Source organism: Embleya sp. NPDC055664, from assembly GCF_053618075.1.
In genome coordinates, this window is record NZ_JBSHGZ010000003.1 from 167,373 (window position 1) to 186,026 (window position 18,654).

The following is an 18,654-nucleotide window of genomic DNA, read 5'->3' on the forward strand; positions in this document are numbered from 1 at the left end:
CCGGCATCGGCCTCGGTGCCGGGCCCCGGCAGCCGACAGCGCCCATCCGGCAACGCACGCCCGCGCAACCGCACATCGTGGCACGCGCATGCCAGGCGTGTCCGGCATTCCGGCACAAATGTTTCACCGAGTGGTGAAATCTCTACGATCGGTCGTCATGGACACCACCGCGCTCACCGACACCACCCTTCCGCGCGCCCGCGCGAACACCCTCCCGGCCGACCACATCGCGCGGCTGCTCGGCGAAACCGCCCCCGTACGGCAACGGGTGCTCCGGCATACGGTCTACCGCGACCTCACCGATCTCGCCGCGATCCGGGTGTTCATGGAGCATCACGTCTTCGCCGTCTGGGACTTCATGTCCCTGCTCAAGAGCCTGCAGCGGCGGCTCACCTGCGTCGAGGTGCCGTGGGTGCCGCGCGGCGACGCGGAGATCCGGCGGATGGTCAACGAGATCGTGCTCGGCGAGGAGAGCGACACCACCTCGCTCGGCCCGCTCAGTCACTTCGAGCTCTACCTCGCCGCGATGGACGGCGCCGGTGCCGACACCCGCCCGGCCCGCCGCTTCCTCGGCCTGATCGCCGACGGCGTCCCCGTCCCCGAGGCGGTCGGCGCATGCGGCGCACCCGCCGGCGCCGCCGCGTTCGTGTGCCGCACCTGGCAGGTCGTCGCCCACGCCCCGCTGCACTGCGTCGCCGCGTCCTTCGCGCTCGGCCGCGAAGAGCTGATCCCGCGCATGTTCGACCACCTCACCACGCTCGACGACATGCACGACGGCCGGCTCGCGGTGTTCCGCGAATACCTCGCCCGGCACATCGAGGTGGACGGCGACGACCACGGCCCGATGGCGCTGCGCCTGCTCGCCCAACTGTGCGCCGCCGGCCCCGATCCGGCCCGCGCCTGGCGCGAGAGCGCGGGTACCGTCACGGTGTCGCTGCGAGCCCGCGCCGATCTGTGGGACGCGGTGCGCGACGCGGTCGCGGCGGGACGCGCCGCCGCGCACTGAACCCGCGTCGGGGCTGCCGGACGCCCGGTGATATGTCATATGTTTGGGCGCGTGACCCACGACCCGAACCTTTACCCCACCGACCGCCTCGGCCGCGCTCAAAAGGCAGCCGCCGACGCGGGACTCGACGCCCTGCTCGTCTCGCCCGGCGCCGACCTGCGCTACCTCACCGGCTACGAGGCGCTTCCGCTGGAACGCCTCACGTGCCTGGTGGTGCCCGTCGCCGCCGAGCCCTTCCTCGTCGTCCCGGGCCTGGAACGACCCGCCGCCCTCGCGTCACCGGCGGGCGCGCTCGGGATCGACGTGCTCGGCTGGGCCGAGACGGACGACCCGTACGCGCTGATCGCGCAGCGACTGCCCGCGCAGGTCGCCCGGGTCGGCCTGGACAACCACATGTGGGCGGAGAAGGTACTCGCCTTCCGCACCGCGCTGCCCACCGCCGAACAGAGCCTGGCGGGCGATGTGTTGCGCGAGTTGCGGATGCGCAAATCGGCCGCCGAGGTCGAGGCGCTGCGCCGGGCCGGCGCGGCGATCGACCGGGTGCACGCGCGGGTGGGCGAGTGGCTGCGGGCCGGTCGTACCGAGCGTGAGGTGGGCGCGGACATCGCCGACGCGATCATCGCCGAGGGACACATTCGGGTGGACTTCGTGATCGTCGGCTCCGGCCCCAACGCCGCGAGCCCGCACCACGAGTTGTCCGATCGGGTGATCGAGACCGGCGACGTGGTGGTGGTCGACATCGGCGGCACCACCGAGGACGGCTACTGCTCGGACGAGACCCGGACGTACGCCGTCGGCGAGCCGCCGGCCGAGTTCCGCGCCTACTACGACGTCCTGGAGCGCGCCCAGGCCGCCCAACTCGCAGCCGTACGGCCCGGGTTGACGTGCGAGGAACTGGACGCGGTGGGCCGCGACATCATCACCGAGGCCGGCTACGGCGAGTACTTCATCCACCGCACGGGCCACGGCATCGGCCTGGAGAGCCACGAGCACCCGTACATCGTCCAGGGCAACAAGCTGCCCCTGGAGCCGGGCATGGCCTTCTCGATCGAGCCCGGCATCTACATCCCCGACACGCACGGGGCACGGATCGAGGACATCGTGATCTGCGGGGAGAACGGTGGCGACCCGATGAACGTGCGGCCGCACGGCCTGACGGTGCTTTAGGCTCCGCCGGGGCTTCGGGGCTTCGGGGCTTCGGGGCTTCCGGGCCGCTTGTGCTCCGGGCTCTTCCGACGGGCTTTCGAAGCCCTTCAGACCTTTCCGAGGCGGGCCGGTCCACTCGGCCCACCGTTCCCGGACTCCGGCCGCTCGGGCACGGCGGCCCGGCGTCCGGGGACGGACGCCGGGGACGGGTCGGCCGGGTTCGGGGCGCGCACTCGTGGACGCGCCCCTGTCGCCTCGACCGGCCTCCGGCCCGGTGTCCTCAAACGCCGGACGGGCTGGAGGTAGTGCGTTCCGGCCGGGGACCGAGCGTAATGGGCAACCGGCGTGCAAGGCCCACGTGACATCAGCTCGGTGTGCAAGGCCCTCGCGACATCAGCTCGGCGTGCAACCCACGCGACATCAGCCCGTCCGGCGTTTGAGGACCCTGGGCCGGAGGCCGGCCGCTGCCGTGTGGGTATCCGGCGTGCATGGTCCACGTGACATCAGCTCGGTGTGCAAGGCCCTCGCGACATCAGCTCGGCGTGCAACCCACGCGACATCAGCCCGTCCGGCGTTTGAGGACCCCGGGCCGGAGGCCGGCGCCGACGGCGGTCGGGCTCGGGCTCGGGCGCGGCCGAGGCGCGTGGCGGGCCCACCACGCGGGTGCGCCGCGTCGGTGCCCGGCGGACACGCGGCGTCACCGTACGATCGTGCGCAACGGCCGGGGGGCGAACCCCACCCGGTCCGCCGCCGGCCACCCGCCGGGTCCGGCCACCCCCGGACCGCACGGAAGGACGTCTCCCATGGCTGTCCCGCGCACGCTGCCCACCGACGAGTCCCGTGCCCTGCTCGACCTCACCCGGGACCTCACCGCCCGGGAGATCGCGCCACGCGCCGCCCCCGACGAGGCCGACGGACGTTTCCCCCGCGAGGTGTTCGCCACCCTCGGCACCGCCGGACTGCTGTCGCTGCCCTATCCGGAGGAGTACGGCGGGGGCGCGCAACCCTACGAGGTCTACCTCCAGGTCCTGGAGGAACTGGCCGCGGGGTGGCTGGCGGTCGGCCTCGGCGTGTCGGTGCACACGCTGGCCTGCCATCCGCTCGCCACGTTCGGCACACCCGAGCAGCGCGCCGCGCACCTGCCCGCGATGCTGGGCGGCGAACTGCTCGGCGCCTACTGCCTGTCCGAGCCGCACTCCGGCTCCGACGCGGCGGCGCTGAGCACCAGGGCGGCGGCCGACGCCGACGGGTACACGCTCACCGGGACCAAGGCGTGGATCACCCACGGTGGGGTCGCCGACTTCTACACCGTCCTGGCCCGTACCTCGCCCGAAGGCGCGCGCGGGATCAGCGCGTTCCTGGTCGACGCGCGCACCCCGGGCCTGGCCGCCGCCGCGCCGGAGCACAAGATGGGCATGCGCTCCTCGCCCACCGCGCAGATCCACCTGGACGGCGCCCGAATTCCGGCCGAACGGCGGATCGGCGCGGAGGGCCAGGGCTTCTCCATCGCGCTCGCGGCCCTCGACTGCGGTCGGCTCGGTATCGCCGCGTGCGCCACGGGTGTCGCCCAGGCCGCGCTGGACGTGGCGGCCGAGTACGCGCAGGACCGCACCCAGTTCGGCGGGCCGATCGCCGACAAGCAGGGCATCCGGTTCATGCTCGCCGACATGGCCACCACGATCGAGGCGGGCCGCGCGTTGTACCTGGCCGCCGCCCGCCTGCGCGACGCGGGGCTGCCGTTCGGCCGACAGGCGGCGATGGCCAAGCTCTTCTGTACCGACACGGCGATGCGGGTGACCGTCGACGCGGTACAGATCCTCGGCGGCTACGGCTACACCACCGACTTCCCGGCCGAGCGATACATGCGCGAGGCCAAGTGCCTGCAGATCGTCGAGGGCACGAACCAGATCCAACGCATGGTCATCGCCCGGGACTTGCTGCGGAACGGGTGAGCGGCGGCGGCTCGGCAGCGGCCGTCGTGAACGTGAGCCGGCCGCCGGGGAGGACGAGGGCGGCCGGTGCGGCGAGCAGGTACAGGGCGACCACGGTGGACAGGCCGCCGACCGCCGCTTCGGTGGGCGAGTGGCCCGCGTCGAGGAGGCCGAAGTAGACCGTGCCGACCAGGGCCACGCCCGCCGCCACGCCGACCTGGATCGCGGTTCCGACCAGCGCCGCCGCGGCGCCGGCGTGTCGGGCGGGAGTGCGGGCCAGGACGGTGGCGACCAGCACGCCGGAGGCCATCGACATGCCGACGCCGCCGATCAGCAGCCACGGGGCGAGATGCCAGGGCCGCAACCGTTCGCCCTCGTGCCCGACCACGACCAGGACCGCGCCCATCGCCCCGGCCAGGACCAGCGAGCCCAACACCGCCAACCGCCGCCCCAGCGGCCGCAGACGGGTCGCGAACGGCGAGAACAGGCCCACCCCGACCGCGAACGGCGCCATGGTCAGCGCGGCCCGCAGCGGCGACAGACCCACCCCGGTCTGGAGGTGCACGCTCAGCACGAGGGTGTAGGCGGTACCGGCGAAGAACAACGTCGCCGCGGCCACCCCGCCGGCGGTGGCGCGCAGCCGCAACAACGCCGGTTCGAACAGCGGCGTCCCACCCCGGCGGGCCAGCGCGCGCTCGTGCCGCAGCAGTGCGTACAGCAGGACCGGGCACAGCGCGGCCACGGGCACACACCACCACGGCCAGTCCAGCGCCCGACCCTCCACCAGCGGGAACAGCAACGTGAGCAGCGCGGCGGTGGAGAGCACCAGGCCGCGCCCGTCCGCGTCGGCCGCCCGCTCCGCCCGCGACTCGCGACCGAGAACGGCCGTACCGATCAGCGCGGCGACGCCGATCGGCACGTTGACGTAGAAGATCGGCCGCCAGCCGAGCCCGAACAGGTCGGCGTGCAACAGGGCTCCACCGAGCAGGGGACCGCCGATCCCGCCGACGGAGAACACCAGCCCGTACAGCGTGGCCGCGCGGGACTGCTCCTCGGGTGGGAACTCCACCCGCAACATCGCCAACACCTGCGGCACCATCAACGCCGCCGCCGTGCCCTGCGCGACCCGGGCGGCGATCAGCGGACCGGGCGCGCCGGCCGCGCCGGTGAGCGCCGAGGCGAGCGTGAACGCGGCCAGGCCGACCTGGAACACCCTCAGCCGGCCCAGTCGGTCGCCCAGACGCGCGCCGGTGATCAGGCCCGCCGCGAAGGCGAGCGTGTACCCGGCGATCGCCCACTCCAGTTGGGTGGTCGAGGCGTGCAGGTCGGCCCGCAGCGCGGGCAGCGCGACGTTGAGCACGCTCGCGTCGACCAGGTCCACGAAGGTCGCGGCCAGGGTGAGGACGAAGGCCGCCAGGCGGCGGGGGGAGTAGTCGCTCGGGGCCGGTGGGGGTGATCCGGGCATGATGGTTTGCGCCTTTCGGGATCGGGTCGTGGGGGTCGGGTACGGTGGCGGGATCCGGGGGGTCGCGCTTCGTTTCCGAAGCCGAACGGGTCGAGGCGAGGAGGCCGCGGAGATGACGACGGAGCACGCCGCGGGGTCCGGGCCGGGGGCCGACGCGGGGTCGGCGGCGGGCGAGCCCGACGCGGGGCTCAGCACCGACGAGGCGATTCGGGCGATGTTGCTGTTGATGCCGCGCGTGGCCGCCCGGCTCAAGCGCACCCGGATCCCCGAGCGGTTGCGGTCGATGAACCTGGCGCCGCGCCACCTGTCGCTGCTGGCGTATCTGCTCTTCGACGGCCCGATGCCGGTCAATCAGCTGGCCGCGCGCCTCGAAGTGGCGCCGACCACGGTGAGCCTGATGGTCAGCGACCTGGGCCGCCAGGGGGTGCTGGAACGACGTACGGATCCGACCGACCGCCGGCGGTCGATCGTGGCGATCACCGACGACCCGGAGACCCGGACGGCGATCGAGAACTGGCTCGCGAACGGCGCGGACGCCTGGCGCCGGGCCTTCGACCCGCTGTCGCCGGCCGATCGGGCGATGTTCGTGCGGACGATCGGGGCCTATGAGAACGGGGCCGCGCGCGAGGAGGGGTGAGCGGTCAGCCCCGGAGCGCCGGAAGCAGGTGGGCCTCCTCGTAGGCGAAGTGTTCCTCCAGGCCGGCCGACACCGCCTCGAACTCCGCGCGCAGGTGGGCCGGTTCGGCGTCCGGCCCCCGGTCCGGCCCGGCGGCTCGTTCGAGGAGCGCCGCGAAGGCGGCCAACGCCCGTTCCACGACCGCGTGTTCCGCACGCAGGCGGGTGATCGCCGGGACCAGCTCGGGGTATTCGCGTTCGAAGGCGGAGAAGGCGCCGTCCTCGCGGATGTGGTGCAGCTGGAGGTGCCGGCAGAAGGTCAGGCAGTGGCGGCGCAGTCGTCGGGCGGGGTCGTCGGCGTCGTCGGTGTCGTTGTCGGGGGCGTCCGGCTCCGGTTCGCCGGCAAGGGCGTGTTCGAACCGCTTCCGGACCTGGTCGATCTCGGCCCGCAGATCCTCGTGGTGACGGATCAACTGCTCCGCGATCAGCCGTGCGCGGGCCGGGTCCCCGGTCAGGTCGAGGGGATGCAGGGCGACCACGGGGATGGTTCGGGTCGTTGTCGCCGCGTAGTCGCGGAAGGCCGGGTTTCGCGCGCACTGGAGATCCCATTGACGATCGCGTTCGCCGCCGGTGAGCGGGACGGCCCGGGCGGCGAACGGTTTCACGCGGCCCTCGTCGGTGCCGACCTCCATGGTCACCTGGGGGTTGGCGACCAGGTTGAGGTACCAGTGCGGGTCGCGCGGGCCGCCCGCGTTGGACGCGAAGACCAGCCACCGGTCGCCGTCCCGCTCGGCGACGACGGGGGTGGTCCACGGCTTGCCGGTGTGCCGGCCGGCGGTGGTGATCAGGACCAGGGTGACGCCCTCGAACATGCCGCCGACGCGGCCGTTGTGGGCTCGGAACTCGGCGATGATCGGCGCGTTCGGGTCGGTGTGGGTGGTGGTTTCGGGCATGGGTGTCTCCGGGATCGGCGCAGGCTTCGTAAGTAGCTTTGCTTTGAAAGCAAATCTATTTGAAGGCTAGTAACGCCTCGGAAGCGCTGTCAACGCCGCGAACGCCGCGTGGGCGCGGGTATGCCACGGCCGCCGGGCGACGGTGTCCTACGCCCGGCGGAGGTGGTGGGTGAGCGTTCGGCCCGAGCCGGCCGCGTGCCCGGGTGGGTCAGGCCGTGTGCGAGAAGGGTTGCGCGCGCCAGTCCAGGCCCGGGGGCAGCGTCCGGATCGGTGGCTTCGGGAGCGCCGGGGGCGGTCCGGCGGTGGGGCGGTCGGCCGGGGTGGTGACGGTCGTGCCGGAGCCCGGGCAGGGGCGGATGCCGAACGGGTCCCGCACGCTCGGGCACACCACGTGGTCCGGCACCGTCGCGCCGTCGGCGACCGGGTCCAGGACCAGTACGACGCCGCACTCCGGGCACGCGCGCCGCACGCTCGGGGCGGTGGTGGTGTCCGAGGATCGGTCGGGGTGGTTCGTGTCGTCGAAGTCCTCGACGAGGTCTCGCTGCACCGTTGCGGAGCATGGGTCGACGGCGATGCTCATGGGCTCCCCCTGTCGCCACGGCGCCGAGGCGACGGCGCGCTCCGCCGACGATAGTCCGCCCGACCGGAACGTTGCAGTACTGATCCGGGTCGATTTCCGTGCTCACGCGCCGCGTTGCCCCACCGGCGCCGGCTACGTGGCCGCCGCCGTGTCGGGCACGGTGGCCGCTATCGGGGCGGCGTCGATCGCGCGGCGCAGTTGTTCCAGGCGGAAGGGGAGGGGCTCCCAACCGGGCCGGCCGACCATGTCCACGTTCAGGCGGACCACCGTGCGGGTGTACGCCCGGGCCAGGCCGCGCGGCATCAGCGGCATTCCGGCGGGGCGGGGCCGGGAGTTGCCGTCCTCGTCGGGGATGCCCGAGTGGTTGCCCCGCACCGACACCCACACGGCGGCCACCTCGCCGCGCAGCGGCCACACCAGGTCGGCGCGTACGTCCAACCAGCGGCGCAGTGCCGCGCGGGTCGGGCCGGACAGCGGCAGCACCTCGGTGACGGCCGGATTGACGGTGCGGGCCTGCGGGTGTCGCACGATCGTGACGGTGCGCTCGTCCGGTCCCAGGTCGTCCAGCCGCATCGCGCACAACTCGCCCGCCCGCGCGCCGGTGTCCAGGACCACCCCGATCAGGGCGAACAGTCGGATTCGGCCCGCGTCCGCGCCCGCCCGGTCGGCGTGTTCGCCGAGCCAGTTCAGGAGGAGCGAGCGTTGCCGGGCGCCCACCGGCGTCTTGAGCTCGGGCATGGCCGGCCGCTCCGGCAGTTCCACCGGCACCGATCCGGCCCGGGCCAGGATCTCCAGGCAGTCCATCCGCACGCGCATGCTCGCCGTGGTCGAGATGCCGGCGCCCGCGACCGCGCGGGTGCGCAGCCGGCCGCGTTGGGCCAGCTTCAGATAGCACCGCGTCGGCTCGGCGGACAGCAGCGCCGCGAGCGAGGCACGGGCCTCGGCCGGGAAGCCCTCCTGTACCAGTGCGCGGCGCAACTCGCCCACCACCCAGCGCAGTTGCCGGGCACGTGCGGCCGAGGTGTCGGCCCGTGCGGTGACGCGCAGCAGGGCCCGGTCGAGCTGATCGAGCGCGGGCGCGCGCTCCTCGGTGGCCATGTTCGCACTGTAGCCGGCGCCACCGACGAACCGGCCGCGCCGACCGCCGCCGGACGGGGGACTCGCGGCGCGGGGGCGCACTCGGCGGCGGCGCGCCGACACCGGAGCGCGCCCGAACCGCACCGGGGCCGCACTTCCCACCTCCGATGCCATAGGTTCCTCATGTGGAGGACCTGGACCGACAGATCGTCAAACTGCTGCTGCAGGACGGGCGGATGAGCTACACCGACCTGGGCAAGGCCACCGGCCTGTCCACTTCGGCCGCCCACCAGCGCGTACGCCGACTCGAACAACGCGGCATCATCCGCGGCTACGCCGCCGTGGTCGACACCGAGGCCATCGGCCTGCCGCTGACCGCGTTCATCTCGGTCAAACCCATCGACCCCAGCGCCCCCGACGACGCCCCCGAACGGTTGGCGGACCTCGAGGAGCTGGAGGCGTGCCACAGCGTGGCCGGCGACGAGAGCTACATCCTCAAGGTCCGCGTCCCGACCCCGGGCGACCTGGAGACGCTTTTGGCCCGGATCCGCCTACAGGCAGGCGTATCGACCCGCACCACGGTGGTCCTGTCCACGCCGTACGAGGCCCGCGCACCCCGCTTCTGAGCCGACCCCGACGGGCGGCCGGGCGGGTCGGCGCGGGCCCGGACGCGGTTCGTGGCGAGTCCGCGCCGCTCGAAGGGGTGACCTCCGGCTCGGCGTTGCCTCGGGGCGGGCCACACTGGGGGCATGACCACGCTCCTCCTGCGCAACGGCGCCGTGCACAGTCCCGCCGATCCCTTCGCGACCGCCATGGTCGTCGAGAACGACACCATCGCCTGGATCGGCGCCGAGGGGGCGGCCGCGGCGCACGTCGACGCCGTCGACGCGGTGCTCGACCTCGGCGGCGCGCTGGTCACCCCGGCGTTCGTCGACGCGCACGTGCACGCCACCGCGACCGGCCTCGCCGCGACCGGGCTCGACCTGACCGGCGCCCCGTCGTTGGCCCACGCGCTGACCGCGCTGGCGGAGTACACGAAGGCGCGCGGGCTGCACGAGCCGGGCCGCGTCGTGCTCGGGCACGGCTGGGACGACACCGGCTGGCCCGAGGGACGCCCGCCCACGCCCGCCGAGTTGGACCGGGCCGCCGGCGGCGCGACCGTGTACCTGTCCCGGACCGACGTGCACTCCGCCGCCTGCTCGCCCGCGCTGCTCGCGCTGGTCCCGGGCGAGCACGGCGACACGCCGCTCACCGGTGCCACGCACCACGTCGCGCGGGCCGCCGCCTACGCCGCGCTGACCCCGGCCGACCGGCTCGCCGCACAGCGCGTCACGCGGGAGCGGGCCGCCGCGCTCGGGATCGGGACGCTGCACGAATGCGGTGGGCCGGAGATCGCCGGCGAGGCCGACTTCCGCGCACTGGCCGCGCTGGCCGCCGAGGAGGCCGGCCCGGACGTCGTGGGCTACTGGGGCGCGCTCGCGCACGACGCCGAGCACGCCCGCGCGCTGCGCGCCGATCTGGGCGCGCACGGGCTCGGCGGCGACCTGTTCATCGACGGCTCGCTCGGCTCGCACACCGCGTGCCTGCACGCGCCCTACGCCGACGCCCCCGGCACCGGGCTGACCCATCTGGACGCCGAGCAGGTGGCCACACACCTCGCCGCGTGCACCCGGGCCGGGATCCAGGCCGGCTTCCACGCCATCGGCGACGCCGCGATCGGCGCGATCCTCGCCGCCGCGCGCGACCTGATCGCCGGACCGCACGCGGCCGCGTTCCGAGCCCTGCGACACCGGGTCGAACACGCCGAACTCCTCGACGCCGACGCGGTGAAGGCGTTCGCCGAACTCGGCCTGACCGCGTCCGTACAGCCCGCGTTCGACGCCGCCTGGGGCGGCCCGGACGGCATGTACGCGCGCCGCCTCGGCGCCGAACGCGCCGCGCTGATGAACCCGCTGGCCGCGCTCAGCGCCGCCGGCGTCCCGCTCGCGTTCGGCTCCGACGCGCCGGTGACCCCGCTCGACCCGTGGGGCACGATCCGTGCCGCCGCCTTCCACCGCACGCCCGGGCAACGGATCAGCGTGCGCGCCGCGTTCGCCGCCCACACGCGCGGCGGTCACCGGGCCGCGGGGCGCGACGACGCGGGTGTGCTCGTCCCCGGCGCGCCCGCCACCTACGCGGTGTGGGACACCACCGAACTGGTCGTCCAGGCCCCCGACACCCGGCTCTCCGGCTGGTCCACCGACCCGCGCTCGGGCACCCCGGGCCTGCCCGACCTGGATCCCGAACTGCCGCTGCCGCGCTGCCTGCGCACTGCGGTACGAGGCACCACGGTGTATGCGGCCGAGGGAGCGCTCGACCCGGCGTGAGCGCACACCGGCGCGAGCGAGTACCCCGGCGCGACCGCGGTCAGCAGGCCGGCGTCGGCGCCGGGGTCCCCGACGACCCCGGCGCCGGCTGGGCCGACTCACCCGAGCCGGATCCGCCCGCCGCGACCGGGCGATCCGTCGCGCGCTCCGGCACGGTCAGCAGCGGCAGGAAGACCTGCACCAGCGGGCCGATCGTGAGCGCGTACAAGACCGTGCCCAACCCGACCGAGCCGCCGAGCACGAAGCCCATCGCCAACACCGCGACCTCGATGCTCGTCCGGATCAGCCGCACCGAACGCCCGGTCCGCCGCACCATCCCCGTCATCAGGCCGTCGCGCGGCCCCGGCCCGAGCCGGGCACCGATGTACGCGCCGCCGGCCACCGCGTTCAGCACCACACCCGAGACCAGGAAGGCCGCGCGCCAGGCCCACGCGTCGGGGGAGGGCAACCACCGCAGCGAGGCGTCCACCGCGAGGCCGATCACCACCACGTTGCTCACCGTGCCGAGCCCCGGACGCTGCCGCATCGGCAACCACAGAAGCAGGACCGCGGCGCCCACCACGATCGTCACCACGCCGAAGCTCCACCCGGTGCGCTCGGCGAGACCCTGATGGAACACGTCCCACGGATCCAGGCCCAATTCGGCTCGGATCATCAACGCCATGCTGAACCCGTACAGCGTGAGCCCCGCGTACAACTGGACCAAACGTCGGACCCACGACCAAGCCACCGTGCACCTCTGTTTCGCGCCTGACTGCCAAAAAAGAGCCAACGGTGAAAGAATCGCGGACACCGGATCACGGATCCATAGCCAATTCGACAGGAGTGGACTGATGAGCGCGCCTCACCTGACCGTCAGCAGCACCCGCCTCGCCGACCTCCTGCACCCCTGGACCACCGCGACCCAGTCCGCCGCGCGCACCGGCCCGGCGTACCGCACGCTCGCCGACCGCATCCGCGCCCTGCTCCTGGACGGTCGGATCCCGCTGACCGCGCGCCTGCCCGCCGAACGCGGCCTCGCCGACCGGCTCGGGATCAGCCGCACCACAGTCGCCGCCGCGTACGAGCTGCTGCGCACCGACGGCTACCTGACCAGCCGCCGCGGCTCCGGCAGCTGGACCACCCTGCCCGGGACGCACACCGAGATCCCCACCCGAGGGCTCAGCCCGAGCACCACCACCGGCGTGATCGACCTCGGCGTGGCGGCGCTGCCCGGTCCCGGTCGCGCGCTGCACCAGGCGGTCGCCGACGCCACCGACTCGCTGCCCACCTACACCACCGGCCACGGCTACCTCCCCGGCGGCCTGCCGGTGCTGCGCGACACGCTCGCCCAGCGCTACACCCGCCGCGGCGTGCCCACCACGCCCGACCAGATCCTGGTCACCCCCGGCGCCCTCGCCGCGGTGACCCTGGTGCTGCGCACGCTGGCCGGCCCCGGCGACCGGGTCGCGGTCGAATCACCCACCTACGCCAATGTGTTGGACGCGATTCGGCAGGCCGGGAACCGTCCGGTCCCGGTGCCGATGACGGACACCGGCTGGGACGTGGAGACCTGGCGTGACACGCTGCGCACCGCGGCGCCGCGACTGGCCTACCTGATCCCGGACTACCAGAACCCCACCGGCCACCTCGCCGATCCCGGGATCCGGCGCACGCTGGCGGACCTGGCCCGCAACACCGGCACCACGCTGATCGTCGACGAGACCTGCCTCGACCTGGCCCTGGACCTCGACCCGGCGGACCGGCCGCTGCCGATGGCCGCGTTCGACCGGACCAACAACGTGGTCACCATCGGGTCCACCTCGAAGACCTTCTGGGGCGGCCTGCGGATCGGCTGGATCCGGGCCACCCCGGATCTGGTCCGGCGCATCGCGGCCACCCGCGCGTCGTTCGACGTCGGCGCCCCGGTGCTGGACCAGTTGGTCACCCACCACCTGATCACCGACCACGAGGACGCCATCCTGGAGACGCGCCTGCCCGCGCTGCGTGCCGCCCGGGGAGCGCTGGCCGACGCGCTGACCGAGCACCTGCCCGACTGGACCTTCTCGATGCCCCTGGGCGGCCTGTCGTTGTGGGTACGCACCGACGGCACCTCCAGCCTGACGCTGGCCGAAACCGCCGCCCGACACGGGGTGCGGGTGGCGGCGGGAACCCACTTCGGTACCGACGGCACCTTCGAACACCACGTCCGTCTGCCCTACGCCCACGACCCGGCCACCCTGACCGAAGCCATCCGCCGCCTGTCCGCCGCGGTGGCCGAGACCGCACGCACCCGCCCCACCACCTACGCGGGCTTCTCGGGCGCGGCCATCATGGCCTGAGCCGGGCCACCCCGAAAGCGCGGTTTCCACAACCCCCGACTTGTCCACAGTCCGCCCGCCCCCTCCACGCATCACCACCGACCCTCGGCACTGTGGGCCCTGTGCGGAACACCCGGTTCCGCACCTCGGGAGGGGTCATGCGGGATGTGCTGGCGGCACTGGTCGGCGCGATGGGTTCGGTCGCGGCAGCCCTGGCGGCGGCACACGGTCGCGCCGGCTCGACCAAGGCCCACCGCCCACGCCGCCCACCTCGTCCCGGCCGCGACCCCACCCGCCGCGCCACGGCCGCCCGGCGACGGCCCACCCCGCGCCCCCGCCCCCGTCCGCATCCGCGCGTGGGCCCACGCCGCCACACCGACTCCTCCAGCCGGGACCCGTGACCCCCGGCGCCCGCCGTCACCGCAAGACAGCCGGGTCCCGGTCCACACCGTCGTAGCACCTTGGGCCGATGTCGGCCCCACCCCGGTCACGCTGTCTTCGCGTCGCTGCCGGCCAGGAACGGACGCAGCAGCGTGAGCAGGCCGTGCGGCCGGTGCAGCGGGATGATGTGGCCGCAGTCCTCGATGACGTGTCCGGTGAGATCGTCGGTGATCGGGCGGAGTTGGCGTTCCAGCGCGGGACCGACGGGCCGGGCGCCCAGCGCCATGGTCGGCACCGTCAGGCGCGCGCCGGCGACCGCCTGCTCGATCTGTTCCGCGCTCTTCGGCAGGGCCCGGTAGTACGAGAATGCGCAGCTCAACGCCTGGCGGCCGGTGTACGCGCGGACGAACGTGTCCCGGAGGGCGGGGCGCACACCGTCGCCGAGCGTGCCCGCGTTCAGAAACCAGTCGACGTAGGCGGCCTCGTGGCCCTCCACCACGGTCTCGGCGAGGTCGGGCGCGGCGGAGTGGAAGCCGAACCACCACGGCGGTCCGTCGGCGAGGAAGTCCTCGGCGCCGGGCAGCCTGCCGAGCAGGGATTCCATGACGACCAGGCGCCGGACGAGATCGGGGCGGCGCAGGGCGAGCAGGAACGCCGGCGCGGTGCCCGCGTCGATGCCCACCACCGCGGCAGAGGACACCCCGAGCGTGGTGAGCAGCGCCGCGGCGTCCTCGGCCAGGGTGCCCGCGTCGTACCCGGAGGCGGCCCGGCCGCTCGCGCCGAACCCGCGCAGGTCCGGCGCGATGACGCGGTAGCGGCCGGAGAGATCGGCCATGACGTCCGTCCACAGTTCCCAGGTGTGCGGGAAGCCGTGCAGCAGCAGGACGGCCGGGCCCGATCCGCAGAGGGCGACGTTCAGTTCGACACCGTTGGCGAGGACGCGTCGCAGTTCGGGCATGGCGGGACTCCGGGTACTTGGTAAGTAATGGTGACCAGGTCACGCTAGGGAACTACGCTGGTCCGCCCAAGACGGCACTTTCCCTTCAGGTGGTGAGCCCCAGGTGACCACGTCGAGGCCCGGCGCACGTGACGGGCGACCCGGTGAGCGCGGGGACCTGCTGGATCCGCGCTGCCCGACCCGCCGGTTGCTCGACCGCATCGGCACCAAGTGGACGTCGATGGTGGTCAAGGTGTTGGCCCAGGAGGCTCCGGGTGAGCTCCGTTTCGCGGAACTGCGGCGCCGTATCCCGGGCATCTCCCAGAAGATGTTGTCCGTCACCCTGCACAGCCTGGTCCGCGATGCCCTGGTCGCGCGCCGTGTGGAACCCACCGTGCCGCCCGCCGTGCACTACCGGCTCACCGAGCTGGGTCTGTCCCTCGAAGGACCGCTCTCCGTCCTACGGGTCTGGGCCGAGACGCACATGGCGGAGATCGACCGCAACAACCGGCTCGCGGACGAGTCGCCCTCCGATTAGCGCGTGGATCGAATGTGCCGGTCGCGGTGGGGTGGGGTGGTCAGGTGGGGTCGCGGAGGACGATTTCGTCGATCGCCTCGGCGTGGGCGGTGGTGACCTGGTCCAGGGCTGCCTTCGTCGGAAATTCCGGAACCTCGACGGTGATGGTGGTCGCGCCATGCCGGGCGGAGGAGGGGACCGGGGCGTACATGCCCAGGGAGTTGCCCTCGCCGTGTGCGCTCGATGCGTAGCGGACGTTGCCGGGGGTGCCGACGTCGGTGGGGGAGCCGGCGTCCGGTGCGGACGTCTTGCGGAAGGTGTTTCCCGCGAACGCGGCGGCGCGCAGGTCCTCGGGCACCTTTCCGGCGGCCCTGCCGGCCAGTCGGGCGGTGAGCCTGTCGTCGGCTTCGCCGGCCGCCCTGTCCGTGACCGCCTGGGTGTGCGGGTCGATGCCGCGAGGGTCCACGAAGACGCCGGGCGCGTCGCCTTCCTTCGTGGTGAGCCCGTGCGCGTGCACGCTGACGACGCGCTGCGGATCGAACCGCTCCAGCAGAGCGAGCAGGGCGCGCGTCTCGGGCAACATCCGGACACTGCTGGTGGGGAACTTGTCGGTATCGCGCGGAGGTTGTGGCTCCGGTGCGGGAGTCCCGCCGCGGATCGGGTTGCCGTTCTTGTCGATCGGCAGGGTCTTCAACTCCGGCTTCCCGCCGGCGCCCTGCTTCCGCGCTTCCTGGTAACTCGTGCCGGGGAACGGCAGGTTCCGGTTCGGCTCGACCCTTCCGGGTGCGGAGCGTGCCCGGCCGCCCGGCAACAGGCGCTTCTCGAAGGCGGGGCGCTCACCGTAGGCGTGATGGGTGGCGACGACGAGTTCGGGCACCAGGATCGTGGTGTATCGCGGCGGCCTCCCCTCCGCCGACTCCTTGGTCAACCGGGCCCGCAACCGCTCGACCACCTCCCGCCCCTCGGGCTCGTTCCCGTGTACGCCGCCGATGATCAGGGCCCGCAGGTTTGGATCGGTCCCCGGGAACAGGTATGCGGGAATGGGCGCGATCCGGCGCGCCCGCTCGGAGCCGACATCCGGATCCGGGTCCGGATCCTCGATGCCGCCCGCGATGTTGCCCGGTTCGGCCGCCCACGGCTGCGCGCCGCCGGCTCGTCGGCTGCGTTCGCCCAGGTCGGCCGTGCTCCACAGCGGCTCCGGCCCGGATCGCACGATCGTCTCGGCGAGCCAGAGGTCGTCGGGTTGGGTAGCGAAGCGGGCGCGCACCTCACGGAGCACAGCGGGATCGGCACGGCGCTCGGCGGTCGCGGCGCGCAGGGTGTCGAAGACGGCGGCCTTGTTCGGGGCCGTGCGTACCGTCTCGGCCAGGTCGACGCGCGGCACGCCGGCGTCGGGAGCGGCGTCGCCCGCCGGGGCGGGCCGCGGGGCGGCCGGTTGTGGCGCGGCGGGTGTGGTGTGCCGCGGCGCGGCCGGCGACTTGCCGGCCGGGTGGGCGGGCTGCGGTGCGGCGGCGGGCTGCCGGCCGGGGCGGGTGCGGGCCTTGCCCGGCGCGGCGGCCGCGGATCGGCCACGCAGCGCGTCGAGTACGGCCCCGCCGCCGTGGCGCACACCGCCCCCGGTCGCGCCCGCCGGCCCGGTCGTACCACCCGCCGGCCCATCGGCGCCCGCGGCCGTCCCCCCGTCGCGTCGTCTCCCGGCGATCCGAGCCAGTTCGCGCGCGACCAACACGCGCCGCAACGTCTCCCGCGCCGGCCCCGGCCCGTCCCCCCGAGCCGCCTCGACCCCCCGAAGCCGCTCCGCCTCCGCGCGGCGCAGCGCCCGCGCGATGTCGTCGGCCGTCGTCTTGTGCGGATTCGCGAAATCTGCCACCGAATCAACCTCCCACCCGTGCCGGCCCAAGGTCGATAGCCCGTCGGGGTGTCCCCGGGTGGCCCGCGACCGGGCGGGGGAGGACGCTTCCCGGGCCGGGCCGCACTACTGCGGCGACATCAACTCGGCCGCCACAACCGCGCCCAACTCCGTGCAGGCGGCCAGCGACTCCCGCGTGGGCGGGCCCGCCACCTCCACCGGTGGGCGGACCCGGCGCCACTGCAGACCGGTCGCCGCCGCCTCGACCGAGCGCACCGCGCCCGTGGTGTCGCTGCCGCCGTGGACGTACAGCCCGTACGGCCGCCGCGTCGTCTCTTGCTGACACACGTAATAGACAGTGTCAAAGAAGTGTTTCAGCGCCCCCGACATGTAGCCCAGGTTCGCGGGTGTGCCGAGGAGGTAGCCGTCCGCCTCCAAGACCTCCACCGGTGAGCAGGTGAGGGCGGCTCGCACCCGCACCTCCACCCCCTCGATCTCCGGGTCGCGGGCGCCCGCGAGGGTCGCCTCCAGCATTTCGGCGAGCGTCGGCGAGGGCGTGTGGTGCACCACGAGCAGGATGGCCATGGCCACACGCTGCCAGAAGCCGGCCGCGCCGGCGGGCATGCCCCGCGATGCGCGCCGCGAGCCGCCGCGTCCCCGCGCCCGGCGCTTCCACGCGTCCTCCATACGGGTGGATCGTCGAGGAAATGATGGTGATTCCACCCGTTTGATGCTTTGACACGCGCGCACCATTTGTCACGATAAGAGCACTTTAAGTAATACGTCGATATGCCAACCGACCGGCACCTCGGGGAGAAACCACCCACATGCGCCTCACCCCCCTACGGCAACGACCACTGCCCTACCCCCGCACCAAGTCCCCCGCCGACCCGGCCCCCGAGACCGCCGGCCACACCCCCGCACCCGCTCCCACCCCCGTCCCCCCGCCCGTTCCCGCCCCCGCCGCCCCCGCGGCGCCCACCCTCGTCTCGGTCGTCCGCCGCACGCTCGCCCCGGCCGTCCAGGCCACGAACGCGCAGTCCCGCGCGTTCCACACCGTCTACGCGATCGCCACGCTCCCGCTGGTGATCGCGTTGCACCTCGCCCTCTGGGCGTTGTCCACCCCCGGTCGCCTCGGCGTCACCGTTCTGGTCCTCTACGGGATCGCCCGGACCGGGATCCTCACCCCAACCCCCACGCATTGAGTGCACCGCCCGAAGGAGTCCCCATGGTTCTGTCCATCTCCGGCGTCCTGTTCCTCGGCGTCATCGCCTACGTCCTGTTCCGCAAGGACGGATTGCGCATCCCGCACGCCCTCGTCTGTGCCCTCTTCGGCTTCTATCTGGCGGGCAGCTCGATCGCCCCCCACATCACCGCGAGCACCAACAGCATCGCCAATCTCCTCAGCGGCATCACCTTCTGACCGCCGCCCAGCCGCCCCGCCGCCGCGCCCGCACCACCGGCGCCGCGCCTCGGCGCACCGGTGAAGCCCTCGCACAGGCGTCGCCTTCGAGTGCCTCACCCGTGCGCC

General features: G+C 73.7%; 18 protein-coding genes. 10 read left to right on the forward strand and 8 right to left on the reverse strand.

Features of this window, described 5'->3' with window-relative positions:
• The first annotated feature begins 157 nt into the window (after nucleotides 1-157).
• The 3 genes from ACWGR4_RS06510 to ACWGR4_RS06520 all read left to right on the forward strand — a co-directional run bounded on the left by ACWGR4_RS06510 (nucleotide 158) and on the right by ACWGR4_RS06520 (nucleotide 4,104).
• Nucleotides 158-1,006, forward strand: coding sequence for a DUF3050 domain-containing protein (locus ACWGR4_RS06510; RefSeq protein ID WP_452129583.1), 849 nt, complete (start codon nucleotides 158-160; stop codon nucleotides 1,004-1,006).
• Between the two features lie 39 nt (nucleotides 1,007-1,045).
• On the forward strand, nucleotides 1,046-2,173 hold the full coding sequence (locus tag ACWGR4_RS06515; RefSeq protein ID WP_380001330.1) for a M24 family metallopeptidase: 1,128 nt from the start codon (nucleotides 1,046-1,048) through the stop codon (nucleotides 2,171-2,173).
• A 782-nt stretch (nucleotides 2,174-2,955) separates the two neighbouring features.
• On the forward strand, nucleotides 2,956-4,104 hold the full coding sequence (locus ACWGR4_RS06520) for an acyl-CoA dehydrogenase family protein (RefSeq protein ID WP_452129581.1): 1,149 nt from the start codon (nucleotides 2,956-2,958) through the stop codon (nucleotides 4,102-4,104).
• Here ACWGR4_RS06520 and ACWGR4_RS06525 read toward each other — a convergent pair.
• The gene (locus ACWGR4_RS06525) at nucleotides 4,073-5,548 is read right to left on the reverse strand and encodes an MFS transporter (protein WP_452129580.1); all 1,476 of its coding nucleotides are present in this window, start codon (nucleotides 5,546-5,548) and stop codon (nucleotides 4,073-4,075) included. The genes ACWGR4_RS06520 and ACWGR4_RS06525 overlap by 32 nt on opposite strands.
• Nucleotides 5,549-5,762: 214 nt before the next feature.
• Here ACWGR4_RS06525 and ACWGR4_RS06530 point away from each other — a divergent pair, with 214 nt between their 5' ends.
• Nucleotides 5,763-6,185 (forward strand): MarR family winged helix-turn-helix transcriptional regulator, encoded by a 423-nt coding sequence (locus ACWGR4_RS06530; RefSeq protein ID WP_380002055.1) that lies wholly within the window; start codon nucleotides 5,763-5,765, stop codon nucleotides 6,183-6,185.
• A 4-nt stretch (nucleotides 6,186-6,189) separates the two neighbouring features.
• On the opposite strand, the gene ACWGR4_RS06535 is transcribed toward ACWGR4_RS06530, so the two are convergent.
• The 3 genes from ACWGR4_RS06535 to ACWGR4_RS06545 form a co-directional block, all read right to left on the reverse strand.
• Nucleotides 6,190-7,116 (reverse strand): nitroreductase/quinone reductase family protein, encoded by a 927-nt coding sequence (locus ACWGR4_RS06535; RefSeq protein WP_452129579.1) that lies wholly within the window; start codon nucleotides 7,114-7,116, stop codon nucleotides 6,190-6,192.
• Nucleotides 7,117-7,324: 208 nt separating this feature from the next.
• Nucleotides 7,325-7,696, reverse strand: a complete 372-nt coding sequence (locus tag ACWGR4_RS06540) for a hypothetical protein (RefSeq protein ID WP_380001338.1) — start codon at nucleotides 7,694-7,696, stop codon at nucleotides 7,325-7,327.
• A gap of 132 nt (nucleotides 7,697-7,828) precedes the next feature.
• A complete protein-coding gene (locus ACWGR4_RS06545; protein ID WP_452129578.1) occupies nucleotides 7,829-8,794 on the reverse strand; it encodes a hypothetical protein in 966 nt (321 codons plus the stop codon).
• A 164-nt stretch (nucleotides 8,795-8,958) separates the two neighbouring features.
• Here ACWGR4_RS06545 and ACWGR4_RS06550 point away from each other — a divergent pair, with 164 nt between their 5' ends.
• Nucleotides 8,959-9,399 (forward strand): Lrp/AsnC family transcriptional regulator, encoded by a 441-nt coding sequence (locus ACWGR4_RS06550; RefSeq protein ID WP_020549917.1) that lies wholly within the window; start codon nucleotides 8,959-8,961, stop codon nucleotides 9,397-9,399.
• A 123-nt stretch (nucleotides 9,400-9,522) separates the two neighbouring features.
• Nucleotides 9,523-11,139, forward strand: a complete 1,617-nt coding sequence (locus ACWGR4_RS06555) for an amidohydrolase (protein ID WP_452129577.1) — start codon at nucleotides 9,523-9,525, stop codon at nucleotides 11,137-11,139.
• 40 nt (nucleotides 11,140-11,179) lie between these two features.
• On the opposite strand, the gene yczE is transcribed toward ACWGR4_RS06555, so the two are convergent.
• Nucleotides 11,180-11,803 (reverse strand): membrane protein YczE, encoded by a 624-nt coding sequence (yczE, locus tag ACWGR4_RS06560; protein ID WP_452129602.1) that lies wholly within the window; start codon nucleotides 11,801-11,803, stop codon nucleotides 11,180-11,182.
• Between the two features lie 169 nt (nucleotides 11,804-11,972).
• Between yczE and yczR the strand changes: the two genes are divergently transcribed.
• Nucleotides 11,973-13,460, forward strand: a complete 1,488-nt coding sequence (gene yczR / locus ACWGR4_RS06565) for a MocR-like transcription factor YczR (RefSeq protein WP_380001344.1) — start codon at nucleotides 11,973-11,975, stop codon at nucleotides 13,458-13,460.
• A 466-nt stretch (nucleotides 13,461-13,926) separates the two neighbouring features.
• Here yczR and ACWGR4_RS06570 read toward each other — a convergent pair whose 3' ends face one another.
• Nucleotides 13,927-14,778 (reverse strand): alpha/beta fold hydrolase, encoded by an 852-nt coding sequence (locus tag ACWGR4_RS06570; protein WP_452129576.1) that lies wholly within the window; start codon nucleotides 14,776-14,778, stop codon nucleotides 13,927-13,929.
• A gap of 103 nt (nucleotides 14,779-14,881) precedes the next feature.
• Between ACWGR4_RS06570 and ACWGR4_RS06575 the strand changes: the two genes are divergently transcribed.
• The gene (locus ACWGR4_RS06575; protein WP_380001350.1) at nucleotides 14,882-15,295 is read left to right on the forward strand and encodes a winged helix-turn-helix transcriptional regulator; all 414 of its coding nucleotides are present in this window, start codon (nucleotides 14,882-14,884) and stop codon (nucleotides 15,293-15,295) included.
• 40 nt (nucleotides 15,296-15,335) lie between these two features.
• Here the strand turns inward: ACWGR4_RS06575 and ACWGR4_RS06580 are convergent, their stop codons facing one another.
• Nucleotides 15,336-17,144 carry a M14 family metallopeptidase gene (locus ACWGR4_RS06580; RefSeq protein WP_380001352.1) on the reverse strand — a complete coding sequence of 603 codons (1,809 nt, stop codon included), beginning with the start codon at nucleotides 17,142-17,144 and terminating at the stop codon, nucleotides 15,336-15,338.
• A 105-nt stretch (nucleotides 17,145-17,249) separates the two neighbouring features.
• Nucleotides 17,250-17,708: a flavodoxin family protein gene (locus tag ACWGR4_RS06585; protein ID WP_452129601.1), complete on the reverse strand. Its 459-nt coding sequence runs from the start codon at nucleotides 17,706-17,708 to the stop codon at nucleotides 17,250-17,252.
• A 242-nt stretch (nucleotides 17,709-17,950) separates the two neighbouring features.
• Between ACWGR4_RS06585 and ACWGR4_RS06590 the strand changes: the two genes are divergently transcribed.
• Nucleotides 17,951-18,328 (forward strand): hypothetical protein, encoded by a 378-nt coding sequence (locus tag ACWGR4_RS06590; RefSeq protein WP_380001354.1) that lies wholly within the window; start codon nucleotides 17,951-17,953, stop codon nucleotides 18,326-18,328.
• Between the two features lie 23 nt (nucleotides 18,329-18,351).
• Nucleotides 18,352-18,546 (forward strand): DUF2304 domain-containing protein, encoded by a 195-nt coding sequence (locus ACWGR4_RS06595; protein WP_380001356.1) that lies wholly within the window; start codon nucleotides 18,352-18,354, stop codon nucleotides 18,544-18,546.
• The last annotated feature ends 108 nt before the right edge of the window (nucleotides 18,547-18,654 follow it).